18 protein-coding genes are annotated in these 20,221 nt (G+C 56.0%); 10 read left to right on the forward strand and 8 right to left on the reverse strand.

What is annotated here, in order from left to right:
- Positions 1 to 352: 352 nt before the first annotated feature.
- A complete protein-coding gene (locus SOM48_RS03700) occupies positions 353 to 1,651 on the forward strand; it encodes an MFS transporter (RefSeq protein ID WP_320511463.1) in 1,299 nt (432 codons plus the stop codon).
- On the opposite strand, the gene SOM48_RS03705 is transcribed toward SOM48_RS03700, so the two are convergent.
- The 5 genes from SOM48_RS03705 to trxC all read right to left on the reverse strand — a co-directional run bounded on the left by SOM48_RS03705 (position 1,648) and on the right by trxC (position 7,368).
- On the reverse strand, positions 1,648 to 1,971 hold the full coding sequence (locus SOM48_RS03705; protein ID WP_128482334.1) for a YfiM family lipoprotein: 324 nt from the start codon (positions 1,969 to 1,971) through the stop codon (positions 1,648 to 1,650). The two genes, SOM48_RS03700 and SOM48_RS03705, sit on opposite strands and share 4 nt — an antisense overlap.
- Positions 1,972 to 2,018: 47 nt before the next feature.
- On the reverse strand, positions 2,019 to 3,374 hold the full coding sequence (gene pssA, locus SOM48_RS03710) for a CDP-diacylglycerol--serine O-phosphatidyltransferase (protein WP_042714812.1): 1,356 nt from the start codon (positions 3,372 to 3,374) through the stop codon (positions 2,019 to 2,021).
- Between the two features lie 113 nt (positions 3,375 to 3,487).
- Positions 3,488 to 6,148 (reverse strand): bifunctional acetate--CoA ligase family protein/GNAT family N-acetyltransferase, encoded by a 2,661-nt coding sequence (locus SOM48_RS03715; protein ID WP_320511464.1) that lies wholly within the window; start codon positions 6,146 to 6,148, stop codon positions 3,488 to 3,490.
- Between the two features lie 32 nt (positions 6,149 to 6,180).
- On the reverse strand, positions 6,181 to 6,879 hold the full coding sequence (locus tag SOM48_RS03720) for a tRNA-uridine aminocarboxypropyltransferase (RefSeq protein WP_128482336.1): 699 nt from the start codon (positions 6,877 to 6,879) through the stop codon (positions 6,181 to 6,183).
- Between the two features lie 69 nt (positions 6,880 to 6,948).
- Positions 6,949 to 7,368 (reverse strand): thioredoxin TrxC, encoded by a 420-nt coding sequence (trxC, locus tag SOM48_RS03725; RefSeq protein WP_054804439.1) that lies wholly within the window; start codon positions 7,366 to 7,368, stop codon positions 6,949 to 6,951.
- A gap of 204 nt (positions 7,369 to 7,572) precedes the next feature.
- On the opposite strand from trxC, the gene SOM48_RS03730 reads away from it, so the two are divergent.
- A complete protein-coding gene (locus SOM48_RS03730; RefSeq protein ID WP_042714816.1) occupies positions 7,573 to 8,667 on the forward strand; it encodes a tRNA/rRNA methyltransferase in 1,095 nt (364 codons plus the stop codon).
- 248 nt (positions 8,668 to 8,915) lie between these two features.
- Here SOM48_RS03730 and ung read toward each other — a convergent pair whose 3' ends face one another.
- Positions 8,916 to 9,605, reverse strand: coding sequence for a uracil-DNA glycosylase (gene ung, locus SOM48_RS03735; protein ID WP_320511465.1), 690 nt, complete (start codon positions 9,603 to 9,605; stop codon positions 8,916 to 8,918).
- 315 nt (positions 9,606 to 9,920) lie between these two features.
- Between ung and grcA the strand changes: the two genes are divergently transcribed.
- On the forward strand, positions 9,921 to 10,304 hold the full coding sequence (gene grcA, locus SOM48_RS03740; protein WP_023481164.1) for an autonomous glycyl radical cofactor GrcA: 384 nt from the start codon (positions 9,921 to 9,923) through the stop codon (positions 10,302 to 10,304).
- Positions 10,305 to 10,346: 42 nt separating this feature from the next.
- On the opposite strand, the gene srmB is transcribed toward grcA, so the two are convergent.
- Positions 10,347 to 11,681, reverse strand: coding sequence for an ATP-dependent RNA helicase SrmB (srmB, locus tag SOM48_RS03745; protein ID WP_042716759.1), 1,335 nt, complete (start codon positions 11,679 to 11,681; stop codon positions 10,347 to 10,349).
- Between the two features lie 130 nt (positions 11,682 to 11,811).
- On the opposite strand from srmB, the gene trmN reads away from it, so the two are divergent.
- Entirely contained in the window at positions 11,812 to 12,549 is a 738-nt protein-coding gene (trmN, locus tag SOM48_RS03750) for a tRNA(1)(Val) (adenine(37)-N(6))-methyltransferase TrmN (RefSeq protein WP_320511466.1), read from the forward strand.
- Here the strand turns inward: trmN and nadB are convergent.
- On the reverse strand, positions 12,534 to 14,153 hold the full coding sequence (gene nadB, locus SOM48_RS03755; protein WP_128482339.1) for an L-aspartate oxidase: 1,620 nt from the start codon (positions 14,151 to 14,153) through the stop codon (positions 12,534 to 12,536). The two genes, trmN and nadB, sit on opposite strands and share 16 nt — an antisense overlap.
- A 417-nt stretch (positions 14,154 to 14,570) precedes the next feature.
- On the opposite strand from nadB, the gene rpoE reads away from it, so the two are divergent.
- From rpoE to lepB, 6 genes are all read left to right on the forward strand, one after another.
- Positions 14,571 to 15,146: an RNA polymerase sigma factor RpoE gene (gene rpoE / locus SOM48_RS03760; RefSeq protein WP_042716751.1), complete on the forward strand. Its 576-nt coding sequence runs from the start codon at positions 14,571 to 14,573 to the stop codon at positions 15,144 to 15,146.
- Between the two features lie 31 nt (positions 15,147 to 15,177).
- On the forward strand, positions 15,178 to 15,828 hold the full coding sequence (rseA, locus tag SOM48_RS03765) for an anti-sigma-E factor RseA (protein WP_320511467.1): 651 nt from the start codon (positions 15,178 to 15,180) through the stop codon (positions 15,826 to 15,828).
- Positions 15,828 to 16,781, forward strand: a complete 954-nt coding sequence (gene rseB, locus SOM48_RS03770) for a sigma-E factor regulatory protein RseB (RefSeq protein WP_023481233.1) — start codon at positions 15,828 to 15,830, stop codon at positions 16,779 to 16,781. Before rseA ends, rseB begins: the two co-directional genes overlap by 1 nt.
- Complete coding sequence (rseC, locus tag SOM48_RS03775) at positions 16,778 to 17,257, forward strand: SoxR-reducing system protein RseC (protein ID WP_023481219.1); 480 nt, start codon at positions 16,778 to 16,780, stop codon at positions 17,255 to 17,257. The genes rseB and rseC overlap by 4 nt, the downstream gene beginning before the upstream one ends.
- A gap of 144 nt (positions 17,258 to 17,401) precedes the next feature.
- Entirely contained in the window at positions 17,402 to 19,201 is a 1,800-nt protein-coding gene (gene lepA / locus SOM48_RS03780) for a translation elongation factor 4 (RefSeq protein WP_023481268.1), read from the forward strand.
- Positions 19,202 to 19,216: 15 nt separating this feature from the next.
- Positions 19,217 to 20,191, forward strand: coding sequence for a signal peptidase I (lepB, locus tag SOM48_RS03785; RefSeq protein WP_023481224.1), 975 nt, complete (start codon positions 19,217 to 19,219; stop codon positions 20,189 to 20,191).
- The last annotated feature ends 30 nt before the right edge of the window (positions 20,192 to 20,221 follow it).

Consider the following 20,221-nt stretch of genomic DNA (forward strand, 5'->3'; position numbering starts at 1 on the left):
CGCCGATGGTAGTGTGGGGTCTCCCCATGCGAGAGTAGGGAACTGCCAGGCATCAAATAAAGCCGAAAGCCTCATGCGAAAGCATGAGGCTTTTTGCTATTCTTTTTCCACGCTAGCCTGCCTTGCTGGAAAAGATCATTTAACCTCAACACGTACAATCCTGCTGCCGTTACCAGGCATGACAAACGTACCCGCCGGGTCATAATCTTAATTACTAACCTACCTAAGTCGAAATGGGATCTTCATCACCTTTTAACCATAACAAACATGTAACATCTCCCTCTTTTGTCCACATTGAGCAGGGACGTTCGCTCTAAAAATAATACCTATTGTAAGCAGGAGTTACATACGAATGGCTGAAAACAGCATGAAAAATAGAGAATCTCTCACCAGCAGCGATACGCGTCGCCGGGTATGGGCCATCGTTGGCGCCTCATCGGGTAACCTGGTAGAGTGGTTCGATTTTTACGTCTACTCTTTTTGCTCCCTCTATTTTGCGCACATCTTTTTCCCGCAAGGTAACCCCACTACTCAACTGCTTCAGACTGCCGGTGTTTTTGCCGCAGGTTTCCTGATGCGCCCCATCGGCGGGTGGTTATTTGGTCGTATTGCCGATCGTCATGGGCGTAAAAGATCGATGCTGATCTCGGTCTGCATGATGTGTTTAGGCTCGTTAGTGATCGCGTGCTTACCGGGGTATGAAACCATCGGTACCTGGGCTCCGGCATTACTGCTATTGGCACGTCTCTTCCAGGGGCTGTCGGTCGGCGGGGAGTATGGTACAAGTGCGACCTATATGAGCGAAGTGGCAGTTGAGGGACGCAAAGGGTTTTATGCCTCATTCCAGTATGTCACCCTGATCGGCGGACAATTGCTGGCATTGCTGGTTGTGGTGATCCTACAGCAAGTGATGGAAGACTCAGAACTCAGGGCCTGGGGATGGCGTATACCTTTCGCGCTGGGCGCAGCGCTGGCCATTGTCGCGCTCTGGCTACGTCGCCAATTGGATGAAACCTCCCAGCAGGAAGTGCGATCCCTGAAAGAAGCTGGCTCTATGAAAGGGCTGTGGCGCAACCGCAAAGCATTTTTGATGGTGCTTGGCTTTACCGCGGGCGGCTCGCTCACCTTCTACACCTTTACCACCTATATGCAGAAATACCTGGTCAATACTGCCGGTATGCATGCGAATGTTGCCAGTGTCATCATGACCGCGGCGCTATTCCTCTTTATGGTGATCCAGCCGGTTATCGGTGCGTTATCCGATCGCATCGGGCGGCGCACCTCCATGCTGCTGTTTGGCGGGCTGGCGACCGTTTGTACGGTGCCAATCCTCACGGCGCTGCACAGCGTAACTTCACCCTATGCCGCTTTCGCACTCGTCATGCTGGCGCTGGTAATCGCCAGTTTCTACACCTCAATCAGTGGGATATTAAAAGCGGAGATGTTCCCGGCGCAGGTGCGTGCCCTGGGCGTTGGCTTATCTTACGCCGTGGCGAATGCCGTGTTTGGCGGATCGGCTGAATACGTGGCGCTGTCGTTAAAATCAATCGGTTTCGAAACGGCTTTCTTCTGGTACGTCACCGCAATGGGCGCAGTGGCATTTCTGGTATCGCTGACGCTGCACCGCAAAGGGAAGGGCATACGCCTTTAATGTTCAGCCAGCTGCCACACGGCATAGCCCGTTGTGGCACCGGCGACATCCCAGGCGAAATCTTTCCAGCTCCAGCCGCTCCCCGCCGGGCGGCTGTCCCACAACTCCTTCGACGCACCAAGACTTACTGAAAACATCACACCGATAAGGGCGCTGCGATCGCGGCTGATACCCTGATGCTGCGCATACTCATTGCCTGCGGCAGAGAGCATGGCCGAGGCCAGAAAGTGCTGCGCTTTATCCTGGCCGCTCCAGCTATCGTTCGCCATGTGGCTGCAGCCGGTTAATAAAAGGGTGCTTAACAGATAAGCTTTGTTCATACGCAGAGACCTGAAAAAAAGCCCCGTCATAAGACAGGGCTTCAATATTAGAGGATCCGGCTGATCAGTTTATCGATACGGATACGGCGCAAGCGACGAATAAGCTTACGCACTTTCACCGGGTACTCGGCGATGCTTTGCAGATCGCGATAGTGGTTCACCACTGTCGTATGGGTGCGGATAAGTTCCAGCTCTTTATCGCGCTGCGCCGCCAGCTGCTGTTTCGGATCGTGGATCAACACCGCGTTTTCCAGATCCAGACGCCAGGCGCGCGGGTTGAGATTATTACCCGTCAGCAACATCCACTCATCGTCGACCCACATCCCTTTCAGGTGATAACTGTTATCGCCATCTTTCCACAGGCGAACCACAAGCTGGTCGGTATTAACGTAGTACTGCAGGCGGCTCAGGAAGCGGCGCAGGTTAATCTCATAAAGATAGGGCAGCGCGCCGATGATTTTGAACGGCTCATCTTCCGGGATAAAAAAGTCATTCGCCGTTTTATCGCCAACGATAATCTCCACCTTTTTCCCATCGCGCAGCAGCTGAATAATGTTGCGAACCAGCACTGCTGGCAGGTTGAAGTATGGAGTACAGATAGTCAGTTTCTGTTCCGCACACGGCATCAGATGAAAGATGGTTTTATTCAGCAGGCTCGATTTTCCGAGGCCAACCAGCGGCGTAACCGCCAGCTCATCATTACTGGCGTTGCCCTCAAAATGGAACGAGGCATCGCGCAACGCCTGGCGGAACTGGCGAATATCATTTTTAATTTCCGGGCTTTTTGGCCGCGCTGGATCGTCAAGACGATTAACACCGCGCCCGTGAATCAGGTTTGACTCCAGCCAGCCGCGCATCACTTCCGCCATCTGCGGATTGCGGATCAGCTGATAGCGGTCATAGCGGTATTTATCATGCTGATGGAGGTAAACATCATTGAGGCTCGCGCCGCTGTAAAGCACCGCGTCATCGATAATAAAGCCTTTGAAATGGAGAACGCCGAGAGCTTCGCGCGTATTGACCGGCACGCCATAAACAGGAACATCAACGCCTGGATTCTCCTGCGCTAAACGGCAGTACCAGTCAGCGTTAGTGTTCGACGCCGCCGCACCAATGCGGCCACGCTGGGCGCGATGCCAGTCAACCAGCACGCGCACGTCCAGCTCCGGACGCTGACGTTTTGCTTCATACAGCGCGTTCATCACGCCTTTGCCGCCATCGTCCTGTTCCAGATACAGAGCGATGATATAGATTTGGCGCGTCGCGCTCGCTATCCGGGCAAGCAACGTCTCCCTGAAATCGGCCGGTGAGTAGAAGAACTCTACCTCATCAACTGACTGAGAAAGCTTGGGGAGTTGGGCAAGGTGTTGTTGATGTTTATTACGCTTAAATTTTGACAACATCACAGTGCGTTTCTTCTCTGTTTATTGAAGGGTCTTCTGTACCATGCAGACGACATAAGCGGGCAATAATAACACCGTGTCCACTAAAGTGGTCAACATTTCCAGTACCTTACTCAGGATTGCGCCGTCTGTGCCAGAGGAAGCGAAAGCCCTACAATCCCGTCTTCCATCTGGATATCGACATCAAATCCCAGTTTACGCGCCAGCGTTACCATACCGCGATTGTTGGGCATAGTAATACCATTCAAACGCTTAAGTCCGTGATCCCGGGTATAGGCAATAAGTTTTTCCAGCAGACGCCGCCCAAGCCCAAGACCTTTTAAATCAGAACGCACTAACACGGAAAATTCGGCATCCACGTTATCCGGGTCGGATATCGCACGGGTTACGCCGAGGATCTCTTCACCCTGCTCCGTGCGGCGTACTGCGACAAATGCCATTTCCCGATCGTAGTCGATTTGCGTCATATTCGCTAAATCATCATGGGTAAATTCGTTGATCTCGCTAAAGTAACGGTAATAGAGATCCTCTTTTGTTACCTGCGAGATAAATTGCTGCAGCAGAGGCTCATCTTCCGGAAGGATCGGACGGAACAGGCAGTGCTCGCCGTTTTTCATCGTCACCTGCTCTTCGAGATATTGCGGGTAGGGGCGGATCGCCAGCCGCGCTTCGCCATTTTCGCTGGCTGCCGCTAACGTCATTGAGACATCCAGCGCCGTAAATTCGCTACCGGACGCCAGAAGAGGGTGAATATCGAGCCGCGCGATCTCCGGGCAATCAATAATCAGATTGGAGACCTGCACCAGAAACTGGCTTAGCCCGGCAATATCCAGCGAGCGCAAGGCGCTGCGGCCACGGATCTTTTTACGCTTAATTGCCTGAATCACCAGATAGCGGGCGAGGTTCATATTGAGCGGCGGTAATGCCACCGCAGCCTGATCCTCAGCACGCCACTCGACGCCGCCTTCGCCGAGCATAATCAGCGGGCCAAACACCGGATCGTGCTCTACCACCACCCGCAACTCCTGCGCGCCTGCGCGGTTCGCCATGCTCTGCACCTGCAAACCCTGAATACGCGCCTGCGGCCAGTTGAGCTTAACGCGCTCAATAATGGCATCCGCCGCCTGCTGCACCTCTTTGGCGGTACGCAGATAGAGCATCACCCCCTGCACCTCAGATTTATGCGGAATATCGGGCGAGCGCAGCTTCAGCGCGACGGGGTAGCCAATCTGCTCAGCAATATGTACCGCTTCGGCACTGTCGCCCGCAATCCAGGTTGGCAGCGTTTGCAGCCCCCAGGCGCGCAAAATTGGCTGCACTTCATGGGTGTCGAGCGTCGTTGCGCCCTCGGCCAGTGCCTGTTGCAGCAGTTTCCGCGCATCGGCGGTGTCCGCCGTCAGGCGTTGGGAGAGCGCCGGGGTTTCACGCAGCTGCTTCTGGTTACGGCGATACTCAACCATATGCATAAAGGCGGTAATGGTCCCTTCCGGTGTACGGTAAGTCGGCAGACCCGCTTCGCTAAAGAGCCGACGCGCCTCCTGCGACGAGAACTCGCCACACCAGTTAGTCAGCACGGTGACATATTTGCCGCGTGGATGTTTTTTCAACACATCGATCAATGACAGCGCGCTTTCGCTGCCCGGTGCCGCGGCGCTCGGCGCGTGGATCACCATCAGCGCATCATAATCGTGGCTGTCGAGCAGGATGTTGAGCGCGGCGGCGTAGCGTTCGCTACTGGCATCATCGCGCAGATCGAGCGGGTTACCGGCGGCGACAGACTCCGGCAGTACAGCAGAGAGTTGCGCCAGCGTCTCTTCGCTTAGCGTCGCCAGCTTGCCATTGCGTAACCAGAGCTGATCCAGCGCCAGCGCTGCGGGTGCCGCACCGTTGCTGATGATCATTAGCCGCTCGCCGCGCAGCGGGCGCATATGGCTTAGCGTCTCAACGGCGGAGAAGAGTTCATGGGTATCCTGTACGCGCAGTAAACCGGCGCGCTGGATTGCCGCGTCCCAGGCGGGATCGAGCCCTGAATGGGCATGCAGCAAGCGCTGCGCTTCGGGGCTGCGGCCGCTCTTGATCACCAGGATCGGTTTATTGCGCGACGCGCTGCGGGCGGCGGAGACAAAACGGCGCGCATCGCTGAGATGTTCAAGGTAGAGCAGGATGGCGCTGGTCTTGCTGTCGCGGGCCAGGAAATCGAGCAGCTCATCAACGTCGATATCCAGGCTGTCGCCAAGCGCAATAAAGTAGGAGAAACCCATCTCGCGCTGCTGCGCCCAGTCAAGAATGGTATTAGAGACGGCAGCAGACTGGGAAATAAACGCCAGCTTGCCGCGCGTAATCGGCACCGGTGAGAAACTGGCGTTCAGACCCTGCCACGGCGCGAGCAGCCCTAAGCTGTTTGGCCCGAGCAGGCGCATCTGATAGCGGCCTGCGCAGGCGAGTAATTCAGCATGCTGTTCCGGCGGGGCAGAGAGAATAATGCAGGTTTTACACCCTTTTTCGCCAAGCGCCTCCAGCAGCGCCAGATTGCGTTTCGCATGGGTGCAGAGCACCGCGAGATCGGGGGTAAAGGGGAGGCTGGCGATATCTGGCCAGGCGAGCACGCCCTGCACAGCTTTGTAGGCGGGCGTGACCGGCAGCACCGGCCCGGCAAAGCCGCCGGCGAGAAGATTGCGCATCATCAGAAAACCGGCGCGATCCGGTTTCATGGATGCGCCAATAACCGCAATCGAACGGGGACGTAATAACGCTTCCAACCCTCGCTGGCTCATACCGGTCTCCACAAATAAGTGACCCGATGATTTTAAACGCTTTCTTCCGCTTTTGCTGTGACGGTGGACGAATGATGCGGTTTCCCGGCCAGATAGCGCTCACGAAACAGCGTGAAATGATCGCCCAACGCCTGTGCCGCGGCGTTATCACCGGCCAGATCGAGCAGGGCAATGGCCACTTCCGCCGTGCAGTATTGATCCTCGGCGTGCGCTTCCCGCAGGCGATAGGCCGAAACCCGCGACAGATCGACGGAGATAATCGGCAGGGCATCAAGATAGGGGCTTTTGCGGAACATCTTGCGCGCTTCGGTCCAGGTACCGTCGAGCATAATAAACAACGGCGGTTTTCCTGCGGGCGGCGCGCTCAGTACTTGTCGTTCACTGCCAGCATAAGAAGCGGGGAACACCACCATCGGTTGATAGGTATCGCTGGTGCATAAATCGATGAGCTCCTGCGGCGGTTCGGTGCGCGACCACTGAAACGCCAGCGTATCAGGCAGCACATCGGCAATTAAACGCCCGGTATTGCTCGGCTTCATCGGCTCGGTATCGAACATTACCAGGCAGAAGCGGCTGGCGGCAGCGGTTGGCTTTAAGGTGTCGCACAGGCAGTTACGCAGCGGCAGCAGACAGCGCTGACAGCGACGGATGCGATTACCGCGCGCAAGAAAAGGGCGGGTCGAGCGGGCAAGGCGCTCAGCGCGGAGTTTGAGAACGGCGTTATCAGTCATGGCGGTCGCACAGGAAAAACGCCATTGTCGCAGAGGTAAAAACGGGGCACAAGATGCGCCCCGACAGGATCAAAGCGATTCGTTCAGCCAGCTGTCGAACGGGGCTTTCGGTACCGCGCCGCTCAGCATGTCCACCACTTCGCCATTTTTGAACAGCATGATGGTCGGAATGCTGCGAATGCGAAAACGCGCGCTCAGTTCACGCTCTGCTTCGGTGTTCACTTTCACAAAGCGTACCTGGCCACTGCGCTCTTCCGCCACATCTTCAAAGATCGGCGCAAAGCTACGGCATGGGCCGCACCACGGCGCCCAGAAATCGACGACCACCGGCAGATCGTCTTTCAGGAGTTTATCGAGCGTGTCGCCGGTGGCGTTGATCACGTCGCCGTCGAACAGCTCGTGCCCGCAACGCCCACATTTCGCTGTATCTTGCATGCGTTCTTGTGGGATACGGTTCAACGCCTGGCAGCTTGCACATACGGTATTCATAACTAACCTCAGGGAAGCGGTGGTACACAGCGGCATGATGCCGTTATGTTTCTACAATGTTACGTATTATTGATGTACAGGTTTTAAACAACAACGTGGTTTATTCAATGAGTACAATAGTCGCTGGCTTTTGAATGAATTAATGGCGAAGCGTCGGCACATCAGGTAATCTGCGCGCTTCGCGCAGCGCTGGTGGAGAAAAGCATGAACGATGAGTTAAAGAACAAGAGCGGCAAGGTCAAAGTGATGTATGTCCGCAGTGATGATGATTCCGATAAACGAGGTCATAACCCGCGTACCGGGAAAGGGCCTGCACGTACCGGAAACGCTTCCCGCAATGACAGAAGTCGCCCGGGCCGTGACGACAAAGGTCGTTCTGCACGTGATGACAGAGGTGGTCGTCCGCAACGCGATGAGAGAAGTCGCGCACCGCGTGATGATTACAGCGCGCGGGGTGATTCACCGTGGCGCACCGTGTCACGCGCACCCGGTGAGGAAACGCCGGAGAAGCCGGACCACGGCGGTATTAGCGGTAAAAGCTATATCGATCCTGAAGTATTGCGCCGTCAGCGCGCAGAAGAGACGCGCGTGTATGGCGAAAACGCCTGCCAGGCGCTGTTCAGCAGCCGCCCGGATTGCATCGTGCGCGCCTGGTTTGTGCAGAGCGTCACGCCGCGCTTTAAAGAAGCGCTGCGCTGGATGGCGGCCAACCGCAAAGCGTATCACGTGGTCGATGAGCAGGAGCTGGCAAAAGCGTCCGGCACCGAGCACCACGGCGGCGTCTGCTTCCTGATCAAAAAACGTAACGGTCTGAGCGTTGAGAAGTGGGTGGCGAGCGCAGGCGAAGAAGATTGCGTACTGGCGCTGGAAGATGTGGGTAACCCGCACAACCTCGGCGCGATTATGCGTAGCTGCGCGCACTTTGGCGTGAAAGGTGTGGTGTTGCAGGATGCGGGCGTGATCGAATCCGGCGCTGCGGTACGCACCGCAGAGGGCGGGGCGGAACACGTTCAGGCGATCACAGGCGAAAGCTTTGTTGGCGCGCTGGAAGCATTCCGTCAGGCGGGTTACGCGCTGGTGACAACATCCAGCCATAACGGCACGCCGCTGTTCAAAGCCGAACTGCCGAAGAAGATGGTGCTGGTGTTAGGCCAGGAGCGTGATGGTATTTCCGATGAAACGCTGTCGCGCGCCGATCTGAGCGTCTCCATTGAAGGCACCGGCAACGTTGAAAGCCTCAACGTTTCGGTCGCAACCGGCGTATTGCTCGCCGAGTGGTGGCGTCAGAACAAGGCGTAAAGTATCAAGGTCGGGCGGCGCGTGCGTCTACCCGACCTTACCTGCAGCACTTCTGTAAGCCGGATAAGGCAACGCCGCTATCCGGCATATTTCCCGCATATCCTGTTCGCGTTCCGCTGGCTATTTCGTAGGCTGGATAAGGCAACGCCGCCATCCGGCACATCACCCGCATACCCTGTTCGCGTTCCGCTGGCTGTTTCGTAGGCCGGATAAGGCAACGCCGCCATCCGGCACATCACCCGCATACCCTATTCGCTTTCCGCCGGCAGTTCCGGTATCCAATTAATCGGCTTTTCGCCATGCTGCTCCAGCCACTCATTCGCCAGCACAAAATGGTTACAGCCAAAAAAGCCCCGATGAGCCGAAAGCGGCGACGGGTGCGGCGCGGTCAGCACATGATGGCGTTTCCTGTCGATAATCGCCCCCTTCTTCTGCGCATGCGAGCCCCACAGTAAAAAGACTACGCCTTCACGATGCTCATTAATCAGGCCGATCACTTTATCGGTAAAGGTTTCCCAGCCGAGGCTGGCGTGGGAATGCGCCTGCCCGGCGCGCACGGTAAGCACCGTATTAAGCAGCAACACGCCCTGACGCGCCCAGCTCTCAAGATAACCATGAGTAGGGCGGGTAAAGCCCGGCACGGTTTTCTCTAACTCTTTGTACATATTCAATAAAGAGGGTGGAACGGCGACGCCGGGCCGCACGGAAAAGGCCAGCCCATGCGCCTGGCCGGGGCCATGATAGGGATCCTGCCCCAGGATCACGACTTTCACATCGCCAAGCTCGGTAAAACGAAAGGCGTTGAAGACATCTTTCTGCGGCGGATAGATCGTCGCGCCGGACTGGCGTTCAGCGGCCACGGTATTCAGGGTGTTCACAAAGTAGGGCTGCTGTTTCTCTTCTGCCAGTACGTCATGCCATGTCAATGAAGTCGTCATCCCGATCTCCTGCAAAGTTGGTTTGCCGTAGCTTAACTGCTTCTTTCTCCAGAACAAAATCAGCCGCTCTCAAAAGCGCACACCTCCTAAAAAATAGTTGAAAATTTACGTAAATTTTTAGTGCACCTGAGAAGCATAAATTGATATAAAACAAGAACAAACCCTAATAGCCATTTTTGCTGTATGGTTTTTATTGACTAAAATCAAAGAATGGCCCGGTACAGGCTGGTATACAGACAAACAGATAACAATGGTTTTACCAATTGGCCGGTATACGTCCGGTCAATCACCTAATCTGCCTAAGGGAGGCTATTTATGATTACGGGTATCCAGATTACAAAAGCGGCTAATGACGATCTGTTGAACTCATTCTGGCTGCTTGATAGTGAAAAGGGCGAAGCACGCTGCGTCTGCGCGAAAGCTGGTTTCGCTGAAGATGATGTTGTTGCAGTAAGCAAACTGGGCGATATCGAATACCGCGAAATTCCGATGGAAGTACAGCCGGAAGTACGCGTTGAAGGGGGCCAGCATCTGAACGTTAACGTGCTGCGTCGTGAAACGCTGATGGACGCCGTTGAGCATCCGGAAAAATACCCGCAGCTGACGATTCGTGTTTCCGGTTACGCTGTGCGTTTCAACTCGCTGACACCGGAACAGCAGCGCGACGTTATTGCTCGTACCTTTACTGAAAGCCTGTAATCGCAGGCACTCATAAAAACGCCGGGTCTCCCCGGCGTTTTTTTACTTTTCGCTCTTCTGCTGTTCGCTGCCCGCCGTGCTCGGCTTGCGGCGCTTACCAATATTCTTGGTATCGCGATGGCGCTGCTTAACGCGCGGCTTCTCTTTATCTTTCTCTTTTTTCTTCTCATCGCGCTTCGCTAAGGCTTTTTTCGACGGTTTGCCGTTCAGTTTTTCACTTGGCGGACGGCTTGTCGGGCGCAGCTCATCAATGACGCGCGCTTTCAGCGGCTCTTCAACGTAACGGCCAACTTTGCCCAGCAGCAGGTGATCGTGCGCTTCAACCAGTGAAATGGCGATGCCCTTACGTCCCGCGCGACCAGTACGGCCGATACGGTGCAGGTAAGTATCACCGCTGCGCGGCATATCGAAGTTAATTACGTGGCTGACATCGGGAATATCAATCCCGCGCGCGGCAACGTCGGTTGCGACCAGCACATTGACGCGGCCTTCGGTCAGGCGCTTGATCGCTTCGTTACGCTTGATCTGTACCATCTCGCCTTCGAGATAGCAGTTGTTAATGCCCGCTTCACGCAGCCAGGTCGCCAGCTCATGCACACGCTCGCGCTTACGTACAAAGACGATGGTACGGGTGGCGTCCGGCTGTTTCAGCAGGTGCACCAGCAGCGCGGTTTTGTGCTGCACATCATCGGCACGGTAGTACCACTGATGAATTTTTTTACGCTCGCGGGTCGATGGCGTGGCAGAGACCTCAACCGGCTCTTCCAGCAGGCGCTCGGCAAAATCTTTGATCGCATCGCCTTCCAGCGTGGCGGAGAAGAGCATGGTCTGCTTGCGCCAGCGCGTTTCAGCAGCAATGGTCTCGATATCCTGCGCGAAGCCCATGTCCAGCATGCGGTCCGCTTCATCAAGGATCAGCGTCTCGACCGCGCGGCAGTCGAAGTTCTCTTCTTTTATATACTGCAGCAGGCGGCCGGTGGTGGCGACCACGATATCCTGGTTTTCGCTGAACACTTCGGCGTGGTTCATATACGCCACGCCGCCGGTAATGGTGGCGATATCAAGATGAGTGTTTGCCGCCAGTTCACGCGCGTGGTCGGCAACCTGCATCGCCAGTTCACGGGTTGGTGTCAGGATCAGGATACGCGGCGGGCCGGATTTCTTACGCGGAAAGTCCAGAAGGTGTTGCAACGCCGGCAGCAAGAAGGCTGCGGTTTTACCTGTCCCGGTGGGCGCGGAACCGAGGACATCACGCCCTTCAAGCGCAGGCGGAATGACAGCAGCCTGGATAGCGGTTGGGCGTGTAAAGCCTTTATTCTGGAGCGCGTCCAGAAGGCTGTCGTCAAGTTCGAGTTCGGAAAAAGTCGTTACAGTCATGTTCTACCTCTGTGTGGGGCGCTGATTATAGACGTTACGGCTGCAATCTTCATCTGTTGTCTGCTTATCACTTTTCTGACGCTACGCTTTCCCCTATGCTACAGCGGTTTTCCGTTTTGAGGTTGTAAAGATGTCCCAGCCAAAGGCTCAGCTTCGCCGCGATGGCTTCACGTTTAAATCATTTTTCGTCGCGCATGACCGCTGTGCCATGAAAGTCGGTACCGATGGTGTGATGCTAGGCGCCTGGGCACCGGTCTCCCGCGCCCGTCATATTCTTGATATTGGTAGCGGCAGCGGCTTACTGGCGCTAATGCTGGCGCAGCGTACCGCAGATGATGTAACCCTCGATGCGGTTGAGCTTGATGAGCAGGCGGCAGGGCAGGCGCAGGAGAACGTGCAGGCTTCTCCTTGGGCCGATCGCATTCGCGTCCATTGCGCCGATATTCTCGCCTGGAGCCAGCAGAACACCGCGCGTTTTGATCTCATCGTCAGTAATCCGCCCTACTTTGAAGAGGGCGTTAAGTGCGCCACGCCTGAGCGCGACCGCGCGCGCTACACCACTACCCTCGATCACCAGACGCTGCTGGAGATCGCCGCGACGCTTATCACCGAAGAGGGGTTTTTCTGTGTGGTACTGCCGGTTGAAACCTGCGAAGGCTTTAGTGAGAAAGCGCGACAGCTCGGCTGGCATTTGCGTCTGCGTACCGATGTCGCGGAGACAGAAGGGCGCCTGCCGCACCGCGTGCTGCTGGCCTTCTCGCCGCGACAGGGCGAGCTGTTTGCCGACAGGCTGGTGATCCGCGGCGCGGATCAGCGCTATTCAGAAAGCTATAGCGCGCTGACCCAGACCTTCTATCTCTTTATGTAACTTTGCGGCGAGAGCACCGTTGGCCCGGATTCCGGCAGCTGATGCGGGTAATCCAGCGTGTAGTGCAGGCCTCGGCTCTCTTTGCGCATCATTGCGCAGCGCACAATCAGCTCCGCCACCTGTACCAGGTTGCGCACTTCAAGCAGGTTATTTGACACGCGGAAGTGCGCGTAATACTCGTCAATTTCCTGCTGCAACAAGTTAATGCGGCGCAACGCCCGCTCAAGGCGTTTGGTGGTCCGCACAATCCCGACGTAATCCCACATAAATAGGCGCAGCTCATGCCAGTTATGTTGCAGGATTACCCGCTCGTCGGCATCGTCGACACGGCTCTCATCCCACGCCGGTAACGCAGGCACGTTTTCGATGTCCGGCATACGGTGCGCAATATCTTCAGCGGCCGACCAGCCATAGACCAGACACTCCAGCAGTGAATTAGAGGCCATGCGATTAGCGCCATGCAGCCCGCTATAGCTCACTTCGCCAACCGCATAGAGACCATCAACATCGGTACGGCCGCAATCGTCAATCATCACCCCGCCACAAGTGTAGTGTGCCGCTGGTACAATCGGCACCGGCTCTTTAGTCAGATCGATACCGAGGCCAAGCAGTTTCTCGTAAATCATCGGGAAGTGGTGGCGCACAAACTCAGGCGGTTTGTGGCTGATATCCAGGTACATGCACTCGACGCCGAGGCGTTTCATTTCATGGTCGATGGCGCGCGCCACCACATCACGCGGAGCGAGTTCGCCGCGCGGGTCGAAGTCGGGCATAAAACGCGTGCCGTCCGGGCGTTTCAGATGCGCGCCTTCGCCGCGTAACGCTTCCGTCAGCAGGAAATTGCGCGCCTGCGGGTGAAACAGTGCGGTGGGGTGAAACTGATTAAACTCCAGATTCGCCACCCGGCAACCCGCGCGCCAGGCCATGGCGATACCATCGCCGGAGGCGATATCGGGATTGGTAGTGTACTGATAGACCTTTGATGCGCCGCCGGTGGCCAGCACCACCGCTTTTGCGCGACAGGTCTCAACCTGCTCTTTATTACGATTCCACACCCATGCGCCAACTATCCGGCGCGCACCGGGCAGGCCAATCTTGTCGGAGATAATCAAGTCAACCGCATTGGTGCGCTCAAGCAGGCGAATATTGGGGTGGCTCATCGCCTGGCTCACCAGCGTGTTCTCCACCGCTTTGCCAGTGGCATCAGCGGCATGAAGGATCCGGCGATGGCTGTGCCCGCCTTCGCGGGTAAGGTGATAGCTGGCATCGCCGCTTTCACTCAGCTCGGTATCAAACATCACGCCCTGATCGATAAGCCACTGCACGCAGTGACGCGCATGGCTGGCGACAAACTCCGCCGCATGGCGATCGACAATACCGGCACCGGCAATCAGGGTATCTTCGACATGAGAGGCGATGCTGTCAGTTTTATCAAACACCGCCGCAATACCGCCCTGAGCGTAGAGTGTTGACCCTTCGCTGACCGGCCCTTTGCTTAAAACGATAACGGAATGGTGCTCAGCCAGACGTAACGCAACGGAGAGGCCCGCCGCACCGCTGCCAATCACCAGCACATCACAGGAGAGTTCTGGAGTTGTTTGCATAGTGTGTTTAATTTACTAAACAAGTGTTGCCCGAGAATAGCACCACCCGCACAGCAAATGCACATTTTTTTGTTTTGTGTATTAAGCACTAAACATGGTGGGTCTCACAGCCTGGAGAGAGAGGATAAAATCTAAGAAAAGGCTGTTTGTTTACTAAGGTGTATTAAGGATGAAAAAAAAGCATTAGTGCGGTAATCTCTGGCGATCTTAAGGTCTTTTCTTTGAGAACAGGGTGCAGTTGGTCGGCAGACTTATAATGAGTGATAACGAAAGTTCTGCGTAACTCTGCACAAAAACAAAGGCGTGACGGAACTTTCTTACCGGTCTGCTCTCTAATTGGCTGCTTGCTCATAATGCAGTTTTGGAGTGGCGTTCTGGCTACGCGTGGAAATGGGTTTTGGGGAGACTTTACCTCGGATGAGCGAGCAGTTAACGGATCAGATTCTTGTTGAAAGGGTCCAGAAGGGAGATCAGAAAGCCTTTAACTTACTGGTGGTGCGCTATCAGCATAAAGTGGCGAGTCTGGTCTCTCGTTATGTCCCTTCAGGCGATGTGCCTGACGTAGCACAAGAGTCCTTTATTAAAGCCTATCGCGCGCTTGATTCTTTCAGGGGTGATAGCGCTTTTTATACCTGGCTCTACCGTATTGCTGTGAATACAGCGAAAAATTACCTGGTTGCTCAGGGGCGCAGGCCGCCATCCAGCGATGTGGATGCGAATGAAGCGGAAAACTTCGAAAGCGGCGGCGCGCTGAAAGAAATTTCGAACCCTGAGAACTTAATGTTGTCAGAAGAACTGCGACAAATCGTTTTCCGCACTATTGAGTCTCTCCCGGAAGATTTACGTATGGCAATTACGTTACGGGAGCTGGATGGCCTAAGCTATGAAGAGATAGCGGTCATCATGGATTGCCCGGTGGGTACAGTTCGTTCTCGTATCTTCCGTGCGCGGGAAGCCATTGATAATAAAGTTCAACCGCTTATCAGGCGTTGACGATAGCGGGATACTGGAAAAGGTATTAGGCATGCAGAAAGAAAAACTTTCCGCTTTAATGGATGGTGAGACCCTGGATAACGAACTGCTCAGTGAGCTGTCCCGTGATCCAGAAATGCAGCGAACCTGGGCGAGTTACCACCTCATCCGTGATTCAATGCGTGGTGATACTGCCGACCTGCTGCATTTCGATATCTCCGATCGGGTTATGGCCGCGATTGAGAGTGACGCCGTGCAGCCTGCGACGCCGCTTATCCCTGAAGCGCAGCCGGCACCACAGCAGTGGCAGAAGATGCCGTTCTGGCACAAAGTACGTCCGTGGGCGAGCCAGCTCACCCAGATGGGCGTTGCGGCATGCGTATCGTTAGCTGTCATTGTTGGCGTTCAGCACTATAATGGCCAGGCTGAATCTACCCAGCAGCCCGAAGCGCCAGTGTTTAACACACTGCCGATGATGGGCAAAGCCAGCCCGGTGAGCCTGGGTGTTCCGGCTGATGCGACGGCAAGTGCCGGTCAGCAGCAGCAGGTTCAGGAACAGCGTCGTCGCATCAATGCGATGCTGCAGGATTACGAACTGCAACGCCGCCTGCACGCTGAGCAGCTTCAGTTGGAACAGGCGCAGACTCAGCAGGCCGCTGTCCAGGTGCCAGGAAATCAAACCTTAGGAACGCAATCGCAGTAATGAAGCAACTTTGGTGTGCCCTCTCTTTTGTGGCTGCTGGTCTACTTTGCTCAACTAACGCCTCGGCTGATGTTTCATCCGGGGCGTTGTTACAGCAGATGAATGTAGCGAGCCAGTCTCTTAATTACGAACTCTCCTTTATCAGCATCAACAAACAGGGTGTCGAATCGCTGCGCTATCGCCATGCGCGTCTCGACAACCAGGCGCTTGCGCAGCTGCTGCAGATGGATGGCCCGCGCCGCGAAGTGGTGCAGCGCGGCAATGAGATCAGCTACTTCGAGCCAGGCCTTGAGCCCTTCACGCTCAACGGTAACTACATCGTCGATTCGCTGCCGTCGCTGGTCTATACCGACTTCAAACGTCTTTCGCCATACTACGACTTTATCTCCGTCGGGCGCACACGCATTGCCGACAGGCTGTGTGAAGTGATCCGCGTCGTGGCGCGTGACGGTACGCGCTACAGCTACATTGTCTGGATGGACGAAGAGAGCCGGCTGCCGATGCGCGTCGATCTGCTCGATCGCGATGGCGAAACCCTTGAGCAGTTCCGCGTGATTGCGTTTAACGTCAACGGCCAGGTAAGCGACAGCATGCAAACGCTGGCGAAAGCGAGCCTGCCGCCGCTGCTCTCGGTGCCGACGGGCGACAAAGTGAACTTTAACTGGGTGCCGTCATGGCTGCCGCAGGGTTTCACCGAAGTTGCCAGCAGCCGCCGTCAGCTGCCGACCGTCGATGTGCCCGTCGAATCACGCCTCTACTCCGATGGATTGTTCAGCTTCTCGGTTAACATCAACCGTGCGAACCAGAACAGCAGTGATCAGATGCTGCGCACCGGTCGACGCACTGTCAGCACTACCGTGCGTGACAACGCCGAAATTACTATCGTGGGCGAGTTGCCGCCGCAAACGGCAAAACGCATTGCGGATAACGTCAAATTCAGGGCTGCGCAATGATTAAAGAGTGGGCAACCGTCGTCTCCTGGCAGCATGGCCAGGCGCTGGTCGAGTGTGACGTGAAAGCCTCATGCAGCAGCTGCGCCTCGCGTGCTGGCTGCGGCAGCCGCGTACTCAACAAGCTTGGCCCGCAAACTACGCACACCATCGCTGTACCCTGCGCTGAGCCGCTGGAGCCTGGGCAGAAAGTGGAGCTGGGTATTGCGGAGAGCAGCCTGCTTGGCTCTGCAGTATTAGTCTATATGACGCCTCTGCTTGGCCTGTTTGTAATGGGCGCGCTGTTCCAGACGCTGTTTGGCAACGATATGGCGGCGTTTAGCGGCGCCGTGCTGGGCGGTATCGGCGGTTTTCTGCTGGCGCGTGGTCTCTCGCCAAAGCTTGCCACCCGTAGCGAATGGCAGCCAATAATCCTTAGCGTCGGCCTGCCGCCGAACCTTATTCGCGTCGATGACGCATCCGCTGAAAGCCGCCCCTGATCCTGCCTGTTACCGCTTACAAAGTGTGGGCGGTTTGAGCATTTCCCCGCGTTGTGGTTGTAGTGTAGAATGCGGCGTTTCAGTACATTGACGTCAGGCGCGAACAGGCCTCTTAGTTACTCGTAAGGCATAAAATCTCACTCTATGAAGAATATTCGTAACTTTTCGATCATCGCTCACATCGACCACGGTAAATCGACGCTGTCTGACCGTATTATTCAGATTTGCGGTGGTCTCTCCGATCGCGAAATGGCAGCCCAGGTGCTGGACTCCATGGATCTCGAGCGCGAACGCGGCATTACCATTAAAGCCCAGAGCGTGACGCTGGATTACAAAGCCACCGATGGCGAAACCTATCAGCTGAACTTTATCGACACCCCGGGCCACGTTGACTTCTCCTACGAAGTTTCCCGCTCGCTGGCCGCCTGTGAAGGTGCGCTGCTGGTGGTTGACGCAGGCCAGGGCGTGGAAGCGCAGACGCTGGCGAACTGCTACACCGCGATGGAGATGGATCTGGAAGTGGTGCCGGTCTTGAACAAAATCGACCTGCCGGCGGCCGATCCTGAGCGCGTGGCGGAAGAGATTGAAGATATCGTCGGCATCGACGCCACCGATGCGGTGCGCTGCTCGGCGAAAACCGGCGTTGGCGTACCGGATGTTCTTGAGCGCCTGGTGCGCGACATTCCGCCGCCGGAAGGCGATCCTGACGCTCCGCTGCAGGCGCTGATCATCGACTCCTGGTTCGATAACTACCTCGGCGTGGTCTCGCTGGTGCGTATCAAAAACGGCACCATGCGCAAAGGCGACAAAATCAAAGTGATGAGCACCGGCCAGGTTTATAACGCTGACCGTCTCGGCATCTTCACGCCGAAGCAGATCGACCGTACCGAACTGAAGTGCGGCGAAGTAGGCTGGTTAGTCTGCGCCATCAAAGACATTCTCGGCGCGCCGGTAGGGGATACCCTGACCGCTGCCCGCAACCCGGCAGACAAAGCGCTGCCCGGCTTTAAAAAGGTGAAACCGCAGGTTTACGCCGGTCTCTTCCCGGTCAGCTCCGATGACTACGAGAACTTCCGTGACGCCCTCGGCAAGCTGAGCCTTAACGATGCCTCCCTGTTCTACGAACCGGAAAGCTCCACCGCGCTCGGCTTCGGTTTCCGCTGCGGCTTCCTCGGCCTGCTGCATATGGAGATCATCCAGGAGCGTCTGGAGCGTGAATACGATCTTGACCTCATCACCACGGCACCAACAGTTGTGTATGAAGTGCAGACCACCAACAAAGAGGTGATCTACGTCGACAGCCCTTCCAAGCTGCCGCCGCTGAACAACATCGAAGAGCTGCGCGAGCCGATCGCCGAGTGTCATATGCTGCTGCCGCAGGAGTTCCTCGGTAACGTCATCACCCTCTGCATCGAGAAACGCGGTGTGCAGACCAACATGGTTTACCACGGTAAACAGGTGGCGCTGACCTACGAAATCCCGATGGCAGAAGTGGTGCTCGACTTCTTCGACCGCCTGAAGTCCACCTCGCGCGGCTACGCCTCGCTGGATTACAACTTCAAACGCTTCCAGGCCTCCAACATGGTGCGTGTTGACGTGCTGATCAACGGCGATCGCGTCGATGCGCTGGCGCTGATCACCCACAACGATAACGCGCCGTATCGCGGTCGCGAGCTGGTCGAGAAGATGAAAGAGCTGATCCCGCGTCAGCAGTTTGATATCGCGATTCAGGCGGCGATTGGCAACCACATCATTGCCCGCTCAACCGTGAAACAGCTGCGTAAAAACGTGCTGGCGAAGTGCTATGGCGGTGACGTCAGCCGTAAGAAGAAGCTGTTGCAGAAACAGAAAGACGGTAAGAAACGCATGAAGCAGGTTGGTAACGTTGAGCTGCCGCAGGAAGCGTTCCTCGCCATTCTCCATGTTGGCAAAGAGAGCAAATAACCTAAAGGAGTTGGCATGGCGAACATGTTTGCCCTGATCCTGGTGATCGCGACGCTGGTGACAGGTTTTTTATGGTGCCTGGATAAGTTTATTTTTGCACCGAAACGCCGGGAGCGTCAGGCCGCTGCGCAGGCAGCGACGGGCGATGCGCTTGATGCGAAGACGCTGAAAAAAGTTGGCCCGAAACCGGGCTGGCTGGAGACGGGGGCTTCGGTTTTCCCGGTGCTGGCGATTGTGCTGGTGGTGCGTTCATTTATCTATGAACCCTTCCAGATCCCGTCAGGCTCGATGATGCCAACGCTTTTGATCGGCGATTTTATTCTGGTGGAGAAGTTTGCCTACGGCATTAAAGATCCTATCTACCAGAAAACGCTGATCGAAACCGGTCATCCGAAACGTGGCGACATCGCGGTGTTTAAATATCCGGACGATCCACGCCTCGATTACATCAAGCGCGTGGTCGGCCTGCCGGGCGATAAAGTGAGCTACGATCCGGTGACGAAACAGGTTACCGTGCAGCCAAATTGCAGTTCCGGCCAGGCGTGCGGCAATGCGCTGCCTGTCACCTACAGCAATGTGGAAGAGAGCGATTTTGTGCAGACCTTTGGCCGTCGTAACGGCGGCGAAGCGAGCAGCGGCTTCTTCCAGATGGCGAAAGGGCAGAGCATGGCAGACGGCGTGCGTCTCACCGAGCGTAAAGAGACGCTGGGCGACGTCACGCACCGTATTCTCAACGTGCCCATCGCGCAGGATCAGCTCGGTATTTACTACCGTCAGCAGAACCAGCCGCTGGCCACCTGGATTGTGCCGCCGGGTCACTACTTCATGATGGGTGACAACCGCGATAACAGCGCAGACAGCCGCTACTGGGGCTTTGTGCCGGAAGCGAATCTGGTTGGCCGCGCGACGGCAATCTGGATGAGTTTCGAGAAACAGGAAGGTGAATGGCCGACAGGCGTGCGCCTGAATCGTATCGGCGGAATTCATTGATTCAGCGGGGCGTAATTATTCTTGTTGCGC

Source organism: Kosakonia sp. CFBP8986 (assembly GCF_034044935.1).
In the GTDB taxonomy this organism is placed as follows: domain Bacteria; phylum Pseudomonadota; class Gammaproteobacteria; order Enterobacterales; family Enterobacteriaceae; genus Kosakonia; species Kosakonia cowanii.